This is a genomic window from Microbispora sp. CA-102843 (assembly GCF_050936215.1).
Classification (GTDB): Bacteria; Actinomycetota; Actinomycetes; order Streptosporangiales; family Streptosporangiaceae; genus Microbispora.
Map to the genome: position 1 here is coordinate 8,229,436 of NZ_JBNJNF010000001.1, position 13,485 is coordinate 8,242,920.

Genomic DNA, 13,485 nt, shown 5'->3' on the forward strand with positions numbered 1-13,485 from the left:
GGTCACTCCCCGGCGTTCCCGCCGGTGCCCCCGCCGGTGCCCCCGCCGGTGCCCCCGCCGCTGAAGCTGTTCTGGATGTCGGACTGCTTCTGCTCGACCAACTGCTTGATCAGCGTGGCCAGGCCGAGCGCGACTCCGGCGATGATGGCGGTGATGATCACCCATTCGACCGCCGAGGCTCCCCTGGACGGGGCGTTCCTGGCGCGGTCCAGCCGTACGTGGAGCACGGCGATCAGATAGTGGAACCAGAGCATCAGGCCCCCAACATCTTCATGGCTGCGGGAAAACTGAGGAAGATCACGAAGCCCGCGCACAGCAGGAGCTGGGCGACGAGCATCGACTGGGACCGCTCGCCCGCCTTGCCCTCGACCTCCGCGAGTTCGCGGCGGCGAAGGGTGGCGGCGCGGGCCGTGAGGGAGGCGCGGACCTTGGCTCCGTCGTCGGCCACGAGTCCGAGCGCGGCGGACAGGTCCCGCAACTCGTCCACGTTGATCTCGTCGCCGAGCTGGCCGAGGGCCTGCCAGGGGGTGATGCCGACGATCCGGGCGTTGGCCAGGGCCTCGCGGATGCGCTCCATCGCCCAGTTGGAGCCGGGGGCGGGCCCCGCGCCGTTCGCGGCCCCGGTGGTGACGGCGGAGGCGGCGCCGTTCGCAGCGCCGTTCACCGTGCCGTTCAGCGCCCCTGGCGCGGTGACGGGACTGCCCACGGCGACCGCCATCATCAGCGCCTCGGGCACGCCTCTGCCGCCCGCGAGGTTCATCGACACGAGGTCGAGGAAGGCGCCCACGGCGTGCCGGAAGTCCCGGCGCCGTACGGCGGCGTCCCGCCGGATCTGCGCGTCGGGCAGCAGGAAGAAGATCACGCAGACGACGAGGGCCGACCAGAGCGGCACCTGCACCGAGACGCCCCATCCCATCAGCGCGAGCCAGCCGACGAGGAGCGGGAACGCCAGCAGGCCAGAGACCCCGAGCAGCAGCTTGGTCGCGAGGAACCCCTCGAACGACTTGCCGAGCAGCGCGAGGTCGGCCTTGATCGACCGCGCCTCCCACCCCCGCGCCGCGTAGAACCGGGCCAGCCGCAGGCCGAGCATGCGGCGGAACTCGCTGACGTCCTCCTCGGGCGCGATCAGCGACGCCCGTGGCACGCCCTTGCCGTCGCGGGCCTGGTCGAGCGCGGCGAGCCGGGCGGTCAGGCCGGGCCGGGGCGGGAACAGCGCCCGCAGCAGCAGGAAGAGCCCGAGGCCGAGCACGGCTCCGCAGAGCACCGTCGCGATCACCGGATCACCTCCGCCGCCGGCGTCTGCGCCTGCGCCACCGCCCCGGACCGCGGGCGGTGGTAGGGGGCCAGGATCCTGGCCGGCTTGTCGAAGCGGGCGAGCCGCCGCATCCAGGCGAACCCCGCGCCGAACAGGCCGGCCACCACGACGAGCACGGCCTGGCCGAGCACGGAGTTGTACTCCTCGACGTACGAGCGGTTGAAGACGACCAGCGCGGCGGCGAAGGCGAGGGCGGTGCCGACCACGATCTGCACACTCTTGCGGGTGGACCTGCGCTCGGCCTCCACGCGCCGGCGCATGTCCAGCTCCTCGCGCGCCGAGACCGCCAGGGCCGACAGCACGTCGCGCAGGCCCGGCCCGCGCAGCCGCGAGTTGAGGATCAGCGCCGCCACGACGAGGTCGGCCGAGGTGTCGTCCAGCTCGTCGGCGAACATCCGCAGCGCGTCGGCGAGCGGCATCCGCGTGTGCAGCCGGTCGACCAGGGCCCGCAGGTGCGGTTGCAGCGTGGGGGCCGCGGCCCGGATCGAGGAGGGGATGGCCTGTTCGAGGCCGGCCGCGCCGGCGATCGTGTCGCGCAGCGACTCCGTCCACGCCGCCAGGCCCTCGAGGCGCCGCATGGCGGCCCGCTCCTCCGCCGCGCCGCCGGTGAAGCCCCGCCAGGCCAGGACCAGCAGTACGGCTCCCGCCGCGATGACCGGCCAACCGGTCACCACCAGCACCACGACACCCGTCACCGCCGCGATCGCCGACCTCGTGGACAGGGTGCGCAGCAGCCGCATCCGCTCGGCCCGGCCGTCCGGCGTGGCCGGGCGGGGGCGCAGGCCGTACAGGGCCAGGGCGAGCAGGAAGAGCCCGCCGCCCGCCGTCGCCCCGGCCAGCAGCACCAGGGGGTCGAGGACGCCGGGAGGCAGCGCCGGCAGCAGGCCGCTCATCGCCACGCTCCCCGCGACGGGTCGTACCCGTGGGCGGCCAGCTCGTCGGCGCAGGAGATCGGGGCGTGCGGCACCAGGTAGTCGCCCGCGAGGGCGAACACCTCCGAGGACAGCACGCGCCCGTCGCAGCCCGTGACCTCCCGCACGCTGGACACGTAGCGCCGCAGGGTGCCTCCCCGGTGGTAGTCGTTGCGCTTCTCGATGAACACCACGAAGTCGATGGCCCCGGCGATGAGCATGTGGGTGGCCTCGATCGGCAGCCGCTCCACGGCCTGCAGCGCGTACGTCGCGATGCGGTTGAACACCTCCATGCTGGAGTTGGCGTGGATCGTCGACAGCGACCCGTCGTTGCCCTGGGTCATCGCGTTGAGCATCGTGACGATCTCGTCGCCCAGCACCTCGCCGACGATGACGCGCGAGGGGTTCATGCGCAGCGACCGCCGCACCAGCTCGGCCATCGTGATCTCGCCCTGCCCCTCGGAGTTGGGCAGGCGGTGCTCGAAGGCCACCGCGTTCGGGTGCAGCTCGGGGAACTGGTCCAGCCCCAGCTCCAGCGCCCGCTCCACCGTGATCAACCGCTCGTGCGGCGGGATCTCGTTGGCCAGCGCCCGCAGCAGCGTGGTCTTCCCCGCGTTCGTCGACCCCGCGATCATGATGTTCTTCCGCGCGGCCACGGCGGCGGTGAGGAAGCGGCCCAGCTCGGGGGTGAGCGTGCCGTTCCCGACGAGGTCGCTGAGGAACACCTTGCCGAGGCGGGCGCGGCGGATCGACAGCGCCGGCCGCACGGTGACGTCCATGACGGCCGACAGCCGGGAGCCGTCCGGCAGGCGCAGGTCGAGTTGCGGGTTGGCGGTGTCGAACGGCCGCGACGACAGGCCCGAGTACGCCGCCAGGATCTGGATCAGCTCGATGAGCTCCTCGTCGGTCTCCGCGACGGGGTCCTGCAAGAGCTCCTGGCCGTCCGAGTAGCCGACGAAGACCCGGTCGCAGCCGTTGATGTCGATGTTCTCGACCTCGGGGTCGTCGAGCAGCGGCTGGAGGCGGCCGACGCCGAACAGCGCGGCGTGGATGCCCGCCGCGAGCGCCTCCTCCTCCTCGGCCGTGGGCGGGGTGCGGCCGACGCCGATCTCGTTGCGCGCGTGCTCCTCCAGCACCTGCGCGATCAGCGCCCGGGCGAACTGCCGCTCGTCCTCCCCCGACATCGGCGGCACGCCGCTCGCCTGGTCGAGCCGCCGCTGATGCGCCAGCCGGTCGCCGACCTCCTGCCGGAACCGCTTCACCAGCCCGTGGTCGATCGGCCGCCGCTGGGAGTTCACGACCGCACCTCCGGCTTCCTCTTCGACGCGACGGCGGGCGACGCCGCCGTCTCGCCGCCCGCGGCCAGCTGTGCGGCCAGGCGCGTGGCCAGCTCCCTGGCCGTACGGATCAGGAGGCTGCGGTCGAGCCGCCCGCCCCACTGGCCGCGCAGCAGTTCGGCGCCCTTCGGGTCGTACGCGAGACCGCCGACGAAGGCGACGTCCCAGCCGGAGACGATGCGCCGGATCTCCTCGAGCGACGACCGGTACGACCGGGGGTCGGCGATCACCACGACCCCGACCTTCCGCCCGATCAGCGACAGGCGTTCACGCAGGTGGGCGACGTGGTCGAGGCTGGCCCGGGTGAACAGCACGACCTGGTCGGCCTCGGCCACCAGGTCGCCGGTCTGGGGGTGCAGCCCGAGCCGGCCGCAGTCGGCGAGCACGTCGGCCTGCGGCAGGGCGGCGAACGCCCGGCCGAGGGGACCCCACAGCCAGGTGAGGCCGGCCGCCTGCTCGCCGTTGGTCAGGCCGGCCAGCACGTCGAGGCCGCCGACGAGTCTCTGCGTGTGCTCGTAGATCAGGTCCGCGTGGAGCCCGCGCCGCGCGACCGCGCCGAGGCTGAGCAGGCCGCGCCCGGGGTTCAGCACGCTCCCGTCGTCGCCCGGCAGCCGGTAGGCGAGGTCGCCGCCGGAGGGATCGCATTCGGCCAGCAGCACCGGGCGGGGCCACACGGCGCCGAGGGCGGTCGCCGCGGTGGTCACGCCGGGCGCCCCCTTGTCGGCGGCGAGCACGATCAGCGCCACGTCACTTGACCCCCGGAAGCGTGACGAGGGCGATCTCCCCGCTGGAGGCGTACTGGGCGATGGTGGGCGCGATCGAGGTGTCGACGACGATCGTGACCAGCCCGCCGCCGGACCGTCCGGTGCCGGCGCTCTCCACGCGGGCGGCGGTCGCCAGCACCTTCTGCTGGGCGGTGGCCGATCCCCGGCCGGCCGCCGGCACGTAGATCACCTGGACGATGTCGCTCCACTTGAGGTCGGTGGGCATCTGACCGGCCTTGAGCGACAGGCCCACCTTGGCCTTGCCCGGCCCGACCTGGTCGGTCGTCGTGGCGGTCATGCGCTGGGTGAGCAGCGTGCCGGGCAGCAGCGTCACCGCGGCGTACGTCGTGGCCACCTGGTCCTTGAACCGCCAGGGGACGTAGTCGACGCCGGTGTCGGCGATCTGCACCTCCTGCATCGCGGACTGCGGGATGAGCTGCCCGGCCCCCACCTGCTGGGTGATCTGCACGGCCGAGACGCGGTCGCCGCTGCGCATGACCAGCAGTGTGGTGGCCAGCGCGCCGCCCAGGATGAGGAGGACGGCGAGCGCGGCGAGCGCGGGCTTGCGCTCCCTCGGCGGGACGGGCAGCTTCCGTGCGGCCGGCCCGGACAGGCCCGGCCGCGCGGGTGCCCGGCCGTCCTGCGACGTCTTCTCGCTGATCCTCATGGGTGGGGGACTCCCAGGGATGAGAGCGCCCTTCTGTTTTCGGGCCGCTCGAATCTGTTTACGGTCTTGCCGTTTGTTGCGAATTCACTCCATTATGGCCAGCTTGCGCCGCCATAAGTGCCGTGATGCGGCGACCCATGCTTATCCGTTAGGAATACGCCTGTCAACGGGAGTGGATCTATCGCCATATCGACACAAGGCTTTACTGACATGAAATTTCGTGATAGTACAATTGCACTTCTTTCCCTGGTGTCACATCATTCACACTGTTCGTGCCGTCACGGACGACGCGCGAGCGGAAGGCGTGTCACGACGGCCTCGTCGAAGGGCGCGATGACAGGCACCTTTACCTATTTCGGGAAACGCCCAGATGAGCGCGGGAGTCGCGGCTACCGTGTCCCCGCGAGCCGCGAGGCCCGGATACCCGGAGATCTTCACGGGGACGCCCCGGGATGAAACGCTTTCCGCGAGGCCGCCGCACAACCGCCTTCTGGGAGTTCGCGCATGCGGATAACGCTCACCGTGGTCAGCGAGGACGGCCGCCGCGACGTGCTGGTCGAGGGCGACGAGAGCACCACGGTCGCCGCCCTCGCCACAGCACTCGACGGCGCGGCCGCCCGCCCGGCCAACGTCGTACGGCTCCCGCACGCCCGTGCGCCGTACGACCTGGACCGGGGGGACCGGCAGGCCCGGCCGTCCGGTGAGGTGAAGCTGTGGGTCGACGGCCGGCCCATCGACCCGGACGCGCTCGTGTTCGGCCTGCTCAGGGATGGCGACCTGGTGGCCGTGGACGGCCACGCCGCCGCGGCGACGGTGACCGAGGAGCCCGGCGGGCCTGCCGAGCTGCGCGTGGTGGGCGGCCCCGGCGCGGGGACCGTCCACCGGATCGGGCTCGGCGCGCACACGATCGGCGCCGACCCCGCCTGCGCGATCTCCGTGGCCGACCCGCGGATGCCGCCGGTCGCGGTGGTGGTGCGGCTGGCCCCCGGCACGGCCACCGTGGAGCCCGCGTCACCTGGAGGCGACCCGGTCGCCCGGCTGGAGGGCGAGCCGCTCACGGAGGCGGTGCCGTGGCCGGCCGGGGGCATGCTCACCTGCGGCGGCTCGGTGTTCGCCTTGGGGCCGGTCCTGCCGCCGGACGCCCACCTCGACGCGCTGCCGGACGGCGGGCTCGCCTACAACCGCCCGCCGCGCCTCCAACGGCCCGAGCGGCAGCGGCGGTTCACCGTGCCCGCCGAGCCGAAGCGGGGCGAGGGGATGCGGCTGCAGCTGCTGGCCGCGCTGCTGCCCGCCGTGCTCGGGGTGGTCATGGCCGTCGTCACCCACACGTGGTACTACCTGCTGATCGCGTTCATGACGCCGCTGATCATGATCGGCCAGTGGGTGAGCGACCGCAGGCACGGCAGGAAGAAGCACCGCCGGGCGGTCAAGGCGTACCGCGAGCGGATGGCCGCCTTCGAGGAGGAGGTGGCCCGCGCGGTGCGGCAGGACGAGGAGGCCAGACGCGGCGGCGCGCCCGACCCGGCCGAGGTGCTGCTCACCGCGACCGGGCCGCGCCGGCGGCTGTGGGAGCGCCGCGTCCACGACCGCGACGCGCTGCGGCTGCGCGTGGGACTCGCCGACCTGCCCGCCGACCTGGAGTTCGAGCCCGAGAGCGGCGCACCCCAGGACACGCCCCGCCGGGAGCCGCCCACCTGCCACGACGTCCCGGTCGCGCTGGTCATGCGGCGTCTCGGCGTGGCCGGGCTCACCGGCCCCAGAGACGTCGCGCTCGGCTGCGCCCGCTGGCTCGTCGGCCAGGCCGCCGCCCTGCACAGCCCGCGCGACCTGGCCATCGTGGTGCTGTCCGCCAACGCCGACGGCGCCGGGCAGTGGGGCTGGGTGCGCTGGCTGCCGCACTGCGCGCCCGACGCCGCCGCCCATGGCGGCGCCCTGTCGTCCGACTGCGCCGCGCTCGTCGGCGCCGACCCCGAGGCCGCCGCCCGCCGGGTCGCCGAACTCGCCGCCCTGGTGACGGAACGACTCGACACGGAGAACGGCTCGGGGCCCTACCCTGGGGTGCCGCGCGGCGCCCGCCTGTCCGGCGGCCCGGCCGGGTGGGAGGACCTGGGGCGCGCGGGCGGCAACCGGCCCGCCGAGCCGGCCTTCGCGACCTACGACGAGCGGCCGTTCGACGTGCTCGTCGTGCTCGACGGCGCGCAGGTGCTGCGCGGCCTGCCCGGCATGCCGCAGGTGCTGCGGCAGGGCCCGCGCGCCGGGGTCTACACGATCGCGATCGACGACGACGAGCGGCTGCTGCCCGAGGAGTGCGCGACGGTCGTGTCCTGCGACCGCGAGGGCGGTGTGCGCCTCCACGGCGGCGGGCTCGACCCGATCACCGGCATCCGCGCCGACCGGGTCTCGCCGTCCTGGGCCGAACGCCTGTCCCGCGCGCTGGCCCCGCTGCGCGACGTGAGCCGCGACGACCCCTCGGCCGCCCTGCCCGACGCGGTCCGCCTGCTCGACCTGCTGGAGGTGTCCCTCGACCCCGCCGCGCTCGCCGAGCGGCAGGGCCGTACGACCCGGGCCCTGATCGGCGTGGGACCGGACGGGCCGTTCGAGGTGGACCTGAGCAGGGATGGACCGCACGCCCTGGTCGCGGGTACGACCGGCGCGGGCAAGTCGGAGCTGCTCCAGACGCTGATCTGCTCGCTCGCCGTGGCCAACCGGCCCGACGAGATGACGTTCGTGCTCATCGACTACAAGGGCGGCGCGGCCTTCAAGGAGTGCGTACGGCTCCCGCACACCGTCGGCATGGTGAGCGACCTCGACGGCCACCTGACCCAGCGGGCCCTGTCGTCGCTGGCCGCCGAGATCCGGCGCAGGGAGCGCCTGCTGCTGGACGCGGGGGCCAAGGACATCGAGGACTACCAGCGGGCGCGCGGCGCCACCTGGGTGCTCGGCGCGGGCGGTGTCCGGCGGGCGCGCGGCGGCGGCATCTTCGCCGCGCCGGTGCCGGAGAGCGCCGGGAGCAAGGACCTGCCGCCGCTGCCCCGGCTCGTGCTGATCATCGACGAGTTCGCCGCCCTGGTCGCAGAGCTGCCCGACTTCGTCGAGGGGCTGGTCGACATCGCGCGCAGGGGCCGCTCGCTCGGCATCCACCTGATCCTCGCCACCCAGCGGCCCGGCGGCGTGGTGACCGCCGACATCCAGGCCAACACCTCGCTCAGGATCGCGCTGCGGGTCACCGACGCCAACGAGTCCGCCGACGTCATCGACGTGCCGGACGCCGCTCACATCTCGCGGACGACGCCCGGCCGCTGCTACGTGCGGGCGGGCTCCGGAGCGCCCGTGGCGGTGCAGACCGCCAGGATCGGCGGCCGCACTCCTCCTTCACGGACCTCCGGCGCGCGGGCGGCCGACGCGGGGGAGGACGTCCGGGTGCTCGACCTGCCCTGGCAGGCGCTCGGCCACCCGCTGCCCGCCCCGCCCGCCCAGACGGCGAGCGGCACCGACCTGGCCCTGCTCGTCGACGCGCTGCGGGAGGCCGGGAGCGACCTGCCCCGGCAGCCGAGCCCGTGGCTGCCGCCGCTGCCCGACCAGGTCGTCCTCGACGTCGGGGCCGCGGACTCCCCCGGTGGTTCGCTCGTGGGCGCCGCGCCGTACCGGCCGGGGGCCGAGGAGGTGCCGCCGCTGCCGTTCGGCGTGACGGACCTGCCGTGGGAGCAGGACCGGCGCCCGCTCGCGCTCGACCCGCGGCACGGCGGCCACCTGCTGATCGCGGGCGGCGCGCGCAGCGGCCGGTCCAGCGCGCTGCGCACGATCGCGGGCTCGATCGCGGCCGGCGCCTCCCCCGAGGACGTGCACGTCCACGCCGTCGACTGCGGGTCGGGGGCGCTGCTGCCGCTCGTCGCGCTGCCGCACTGCGGGGCGGTGGTCACCCGCGACCAGCTCGACCGCGTGGAGCGCCTGCTGACCCGCCTGCGCGCGGAGGTCGGGCGCCGCCAGCACCTGCTGGCCGAGGCCGGGTACGCCTCGCTGGCCGAGGCGCGCGCCGCGGCCCGGTCGCGGGCCGCCCGCGACCGGGCGGGTGTGGGCGCGCTGCCCTGGCTGGTGCTGCTCGTGGACCGCTGGGAGGGGTACGTCGCCGCGTTCGAGAACTACGACTACGGGCGGCTGGTCGACGCCATGCTCCAGCTGCTGCGGGAGGGACCGGCCGTGGGGCTGCGGGCCGTGGTCACCTCCGACCGGTCGGGCCTGCTCGGGCAGATCTCCACCGTCTTCGAGGACCGGCTCGTGCTGCGGCTCGCCGACCCCGCCGACTACGGGCTCGCCGGGCTGCCGATGCGCGACCTGCCGGGCTCCATGTCCCCGGGCCGGGCCCTGGCCGTCGGCGAGCACGGCCTGGTGGAGAGCCAGATCGCGCTGCTGTGCGACGACCCCTCCGGCCCCGCGCAGGTGGCCGTCCTGCAGGAGCTCGCCCGTACGGCGGCGGAACGCTTCGGCGGTTCGGACCTGCCGGGGAAGTGGGCCTGGCCGTCGGAGCCGCCGCTGCGGGTGGACGCGCTGCCGATGCGGATCACGGCGAGCCAGGCGCTCGACCTGGCGCCGTCGCACCAGCCGCTGTCAGCTCTGTGGGCGCTGCTCGGCGCGGGCGGCGACGCCCTGACCCCGATGGGCGTGGACCTGCAGGGCCAGGGACCGGCCGCCGTGATCGCCGGGCCGCCGCGCTCGGGGCGGTCGTCCGCGCTGGTCACGGCGGCGCGCTCGCTGCTCGACCGGGGCACGCCCGTGCTCGTCGTGACCCCGCGCCGCAGCCCGCTGCGCGACCTCGCCGGTGCGCCGGGGGTGCTCGCCGTGCTGGACGGCAACGCCAGAAGCGTGACCGGGGGCGGCGCGGACGACTTCGGCGGCCTGCCGGGCGCGCTCGACCCACTCGCACTGGTCGCCGGGCACGAGCGCTACGTGGTGGCCGTGGACGACGCGGAGCTCATCTCCCCCGACTCCGCGCTCGGCCTGGCCCTGGACGAGATCCTGCGCACCGGAAGGGACGGCGAGCACGGCCTGCTCATCGCGGGGGCCACGGGCGACCTGGCGACGGCCTACCGGGGGTTCGCGGCCGAGGCGCGCAAGGGCAGGACCGGTCTGCTGCTCAACGTGCAGAGCCCCGCGGACGGGGACCTGTTCACCGTCCGGCTGCCGCGCGGCGCCGTCGGCGGGCCTCCCGGGCGGGGCCTGCTGGTCGTCTCGGGCACCGCGACCCCGATCCAGGCCGCGCTGCCGGATTGAGCCCCGGGGCTTGTTGGGAGCGCTCCCACCCTGCCAGCCTGCTCGGCATGACCGTGCGCATCAGGCCCTACCAGGACACGGACCGGGACGCCCTCTACGACATCTGCGTCCGCACCGCCGACGCGAGCGAGGACTCCCGCCACATCTATCCCGATCTCGATTTGATGCCCAGCATCTTCGCCGCGCCGTACGTCCGGCTGGAGCCGGACCTGGCCTTCGTCGCCGACGACGGCGAGCGGGCGGTCGGCTACATCGTCGGCACCGCCGACACACCCGCCTTCGTCAAGGCGTAACCGCGACGAGTGGCTGCCGACGCTGACCGACCGCTATCCGGCGCCGCAACGCCCTCCGGCCTCGCCCACGGAGGAGATGGTCGCCCTGATGCACGACCCCGAGCGGATGGTCCTCCCCGAGCTGGCCGGCTACCCCGCCCACCTGCACATCGACCTGCTCCCCGGCTACCAGCGCGCCGGGCACGGCCGGGCGCTGATGACGGCCTTCCTCCACGCCCTCGCGGCGAAGGGCGTGCCCGCCGTGCGCCTGACCATGCTCACCGTCAACACCCGTGCCCGCGCCTTCTACGACCGGCTGGGCTTCCACGAGATCCCGGTGCCCGACCCCGGCCCCGTCACCTGTCTCGGCCGCTCGACCGAACCGCCCGTCACATGAGAAGGCCGCCGGACGCCATGGCACTCATGGCGGCCCGGCGGCCGACGGTCTGCGGGCGGCGGTCAGCGGGTGGCGGACTCGATGTTGCCGCGGTAGGTCGTGATGACTCTGGATGCCTCGTTGAGCTCTTCTGCCATGCGCTGGAACGCCGCGCGGTAGCTCTGCCAGGCATCGTGGAAGCGCTGCGCGCCGGGGCCGGTCCAGGCGGTGCCGACCTTGGCCGCCTCACGGTCGAGGTTGGCCATCGTGGCGCGAACCTGGTCCGCCTGCTGGCTGAACTGCGCGGCCATGCCCTGCATCTCCGCGGGGTCGCCGCCGAGCAAGCTGTTACCCATTCAGTCACTCCTTCATCGACAAAGGGGCCGCCCTCACCGTAAATCGTTTGTCAATCTTGTGAACCCCTTATGCCGAGCGGCTATATCGAAGGCCAGGAGAATCTGGCTTTTCCACCATTCCATTCCCCTTTTTCCTCACGTCCGGAACCGGGTCAGTTCCGGCGGCGGACCGGACGGGCCGAGACGGCAACGGAGATCACAACGGCGCCGGGGGCCAATATGCTGGCTCCCATGCCCTCGGACAGGGAGGTGGCGTGCAGACCCGGAAGGACCTCTACCAGGCATACCGGCTGATGCAGCAGCGCCTGGGCCAGGCGCTGCTGCAGGGAGAGCCGGACGTCCCGGAGTCGCCGATGCGGCGGCACACGCTGGCCACCTTCTGCGGGGTCCTGCTGTCGGTGCTCCTGCTCGCCGTCTTCGGGATCTGGGGTTTGATCAAGCCGGGCGGCGCCACCAAGCTCACCGAGCCAGGCCAGCTCCTCGTCGAGCAGGACACCGGCGCGACCTACGTCTACAGCCAGCAGGAGCGCACGCTGCTTCCCGTGGCGAACTACGTCTCCGCCCGGCTGCTGCTCGATACCGCCGACGTGACGGTGCGCGACGTCTCCGCCGCCTCGCTGGCCGAGCTGTCCCGCGGGCCGCTCGTCGGCATCCCCGGCGCGCCCGACTCGCTGCCGGCCAAGGACAGACTGGTGCACGGGCCGTGGTCGGTGTGCGTGGTGGACGGCCCCGACGCCACCGGGGCGCCGCGGCCGTACGTCACGCTGGTCGGGGGCGTGGACATCGGCGGCAGGCCACTCGGCGGCGGCGCCATGGTCGTGGACGACGGCCGGCAGAAGTGGGTCGTCTGGGGCGACCGGCGGATGCGGGCGAGCTCCAGTGCGGTGAACGCCCTGAACGCCCAGCCCAGGAAGGTGCCCGCGACCTGGCTCAACGCCATCCCCGAAGGCCCCGACTTCAGCGGCCCGCAGGTGCGGCACCTGGGCAGGAAGGTCCGGGGGCCCGACGGCAAGGTCACGGCGGCGGTCGGGCAGGTCTTCACCGTGCCCGGCATCGGAGGCGCCCCGGCCCGCTGGTATGTCCTGCTGTCCGACGGCCTCGCGCCGATCACCCTCACCCAGGCCACGCTCCTGCTGGCCGACCCCGCCATCAAGGCGGCGTACGGCAAGCGTTCCCCGCGGGCCGTCCCGGTCGACGCGGCCACGGCCAACGCCTCACTCTCGAAGCAGCAGAGCGTGCTGGGCGGCGGGATGCCCGAGACGATGCCCACGGTGACCTCCCCCGCCTCCACCATCCCGCTGTGCGCGGTCTACGCCGGCACCGGCGGCGGCTCGGCACGGGCCACGCTGACCGTCGGCAGCTCGATCGCGATCCCCACGCCCAGGACCCCGGGCGGCCAGGAGACCTTCGACCAGGTGCTGCTCCCGCCGGGAACGGCGGCGGTCGCCGGTCTGCTGCCGGGCGAGGGGCAGCTGGGGTCGATCACGAACTACTTCCTCGTGACGGACCAGGGCCGCAGGTTCGCCGTCGCCTCGGCCGATCTGCTGCCGAAGCTCGGCTACGACGCCTCCGACGCCACGCCGGTGCCCGCGCACCTGCTGCATCTCATCCCGGAGGGCCCGGCGCTCGACCCGGCCGCCGCCCGCGTGCCCGTGCCGCTCGGCAAGTAGGTCAGCCGTTGAGGCGGCGGAAGTCGTCCAGATTCTGCTGGTAGAACGCGATGTCCTCGGCCAGCCGGTCGCGCAGGAAGCAATCGGGCTCCGCCTCGCGGGCGGCCAGCCCCGCCTCGGTCCAGAACGCCTCGGCGGGCACCTCGTCCTCGCCGGGCGGGATGAACTTGAGCGCCTCCCCGAGCGCGTCCCTGGCCGTCTCCCAGCCGCTCACCACCCGCTGGAAGAGGCTCTCGTCCCCCGGCTCCTCGGTGTATTCGAAGTCGTCGGCGAGCGCGCGGCGCGCGTATCCGGCGCCGGCGAGCCGCCACTGGCCGGGGTCGATCAGCTCGGACAGGCCGACGCCGAACCGCTCACCCTCGTCCCCGGCCTCCGCCTCGCTCGCGTAGGGCACGAGCACCTCGACCCCGCCGGACCGGACCGTCCACGCCTCGGGCCCCTCGACCGGCGGCTCCTCCTGACCGGCCTCGTCAACGGTGAGCGCGAGATACAGCCGGGCCTCCGCGAGCGTCCGCGCGTACGGAATCGGCACTGCCTGCTCCATTCCAG

General features: G+C 74.0%; 12 protein-coding genes. 4 read left to right on the forward strand and 8 right to left on the reverse strand.

Annotation, left to right across the window (positions count from 1 at the left end):
* Positions 1–2: 2 nt before the first annotated feature.
* The 6 genes from ACQEVJ_RS37960 to ACQEVJ_RS37985 are packed head-to-tail and all read right to left on the reverse strand — an operon-like array spanning position 3 to position 4,994.
* Positions 3–254 carry a hypothetical protein gene (locus ACQEVJ_RS37960; RefSeq protein WP_433109511.1) on the reverse strand — a complete coding sequence of 84 codons (252 nt, stop codon included), beginning with the start codon at positions 252–254 and terminating at the stop codon, positions 3–5.
* A complete protein-coding gene (locus tag ACQEVJ_RS37965; RefSeq protein ID WP_433109512.1) occupies positions 254–1,276 on the reverse strand; it encodes a type II secretion system protein in 1,023 nt (340 codons plus the stop codon). The genes ACQEVJ_RS37960 and ACQEVJ_RS37965 overlap by 1 nt, the downstream gene beginning before the upstream one ends.
* Complete coding sequence (locus ACQEVJ_RS37970) at positions 1,273–2,208, reverse strand: type II secretion system F family protein (protein ID WP_433109514.1); 936 nt, start codon at positions 2,206–2,208, stop codon at positions 1,273–1,275. Before ACQEVJ_RS37970 ends, ACQEVJ_RS37965 begins: the two co-directional genes overlap by 4 nt.
* Positions 2,205–3,524, reverse strand: coding sequence for a CpaF family protein (locus tag ACQEVJ_RS37975; RefSeq protein ID WP_433109515.1), 1,320 nt, complete (start codon positions 3,522–3,524; stop codon positions 2,205–2,207). Before ACQEVJ_RS37975 ends, ACQEVJ_RS37970 begins: the two co-directional genes overlap by 4 nt.
* Entirely contained in the window at positions 3,521–4,309 is a 789-nt protein-coding gene (locus ACQEVJ_RS37980; protein WP_433109516.1) for a MinD/ParA family ATP-binding protein, read from the reverse strand. The genes ACQEVJ_RS37975 and ACQEVJ_RS37980 overlap by 4 nt, the downstream gene beginning before the upstream one ends.
* 1 nt (position 4,310) lies before the next feature.
* The gene (locus tag ACQEVJ_RS37985; RefSeq protein ID WP_433109518.1) at positions 4,311–4,994 is read right to left on the reverse strand and encodes a hypothetical protein; all 684 of its coding nucleotides are present in this window, start codon (positions 4,992–4,994) and stop codon (positions 4,311–4,313) included.
* Positions 4,995–5,498: 504 nt separating this feature from the next.
* Between ACQEVJ_RS37985 and ACQEVJ_RS37990 the strand changes: the two genes are divergently transcribed.
* The 3 genes from ACQEVJ_RS37990 to ACQEVJ_RS38000 all read left to right on the forward strand — a co-directional run bounded on the left by ACQEVJ_RS37990 (position 5,499) and on the right by ACQEVJ_RS38000 (position 10,931).
* Positions 5,499–10,262: an FtsK/SpoIIIE domain-containing protein gene (locus tag ACQEVJ_RS37990; RefSeq protein ID WP_433109520.1), complete on the forward strand. Its 4,764-nt coding sequence runs from the start codon at positions 5,499–5,501 to the stop codon at positions 10,260–10,262.
* A 47-nt stretch (positions 10,263–10,309) separates the two neighbouring features.
* On the forward strand, positions 10,310–10,555 hold the full coding sequence (locus tag ACQEVJ_RS37995; protein ID WP_433109521.1) for a hypothetical protein: 246 nt from the start codon (positions 10,310–10,312) through the stop codon (positions 10,553–10,555).
* A 76-nt stretch (positions 10,556–10,631) separates the two neighbouring features.
* On the forward strand, positions 10,632–10,931 hold the full coding sequence (locus tag ACQEVJ_RS38000) for a GNAT family N-acetyltransferase (RefSeq protein ID WP_433109523.1): 300 nt from the start codon (positions 10,632–10,634) through the stop codon (positions 10,929–10,931).
* A 62-nt stretch (positions 10,932–10,993) separates the two neighbouring features.
* Here ACQEVJ_RS38000 and ACQEVJ_RS38005 read toward each other — a convergent pair whose 3' ends face one another.
* Positions 10,994–11,266: a WXG100 family type VII secretion target gene (locus tag ACQEVJ_RS38005; protein WP_433109524.1), complete on the reverse strand. Its 273-nt coding sequence runs from the start codon at positions 11,264–11,266 to the stop codon at positions 10,994–10,996.
* Positions 11,267–11,520: 254 nt separating this feature from the next.
* Here ACQEVJ_RS38005 and eccB point away from each other — a divergent pair, with 254 nt between their 5' ends.
* Positions 11,521–12,936 carry a type VII secretion protein EccB gene (gene eccB / locus ACQEVJ_RS38010; protein WP_433109525.1) on the forward strand — a complete coding sequence of 472 codons (1,416 nt, stop codon included), beginning with the start codon at positions 11,521–11,523 and terminating at the stop codon, positions 12,934–12,936.
* Between the two features lies 1 nt (position 12,937).
* On the opposite strand, the gene ACQEVJ_RS38015 is transcribed toward eccB, so the two are convergent.
* On the reverse strand, positions 12,938–13,480 hold the full coding sequence (locus tag ACQEVJ_RS38015; RefSeq protein WP_433109526.1) for a hypothetical protein: 543 nt from the start codon (positions 13,478–13,480) through the stop codon (positions 12,938–12,940).
* Positions 13,481–13,485: the final 5 nt, after the last annotated feature.

Excerpts from the sequence above, each read along its gene's own strand:
- ACQEVJ_RS37985 (WP_433109518.1), bottom strand. The coding sequence starts at position 4,994 with ATGAGGATCAGCGAGAAGACGTCGCAGGACGGCCGGGCACCCGCGCGG.
- ACQEVJ_RS38015 (WP_433109526.1), bottom strand. The coding sequence starts at position 13,480 with ATGGAGCAGGCAGTGCCGATTCCGTACGCGCGGACGCTCGCGGAGGCC.
- ACQEVJ_RS38005 (WP_433109524.1), bottom strand. The coding sequence starts at position 11,266 with ATGGGTAACAGCTTGCTCGGCGGCGACCCCGCGGAGATGCAGGGCATG.
- ACQEVJ_RS37995 (WP_433109521.1), top strand. The coding sequence starts at position 10,310 with ATGACCGTGCGCATCAGGCCCTACCAGGACACGGACCGGGACGCCCTC.
- ACQEVJ_RS38000 (WP_433109523.1), top strand. The coding sequence starts at position 10,632 with ATGGTCGCCCTGATGCACGACCCCGAGCGGATGGTCCTCCCCGAGCTG.
- ACQEVJ_RS37970 (WP_433109514.1), bottom strand. The coding sequence starts at position 2,208 with ATGAGCGGCCTGCTGCCGGCGCTGCCTCCCGGCGTCCTCGACCCCCTG.
- ACQEVJ_RS37990 (WP_433109520.1), top strand. The coding sequence starts at position 5,499 with ATGCGGATAACGCTCACCGTGGTCAGCGAGGACGGCCGCCGCGACGTG.
- ACQEVJ_RS37960 (WP_433109511.1), bottom strand. The coding sequence starts at position 254 with ATGCTCTGGTTCCACTATCTGATCGCCGTGCTCCACGTACGGCTGGAC.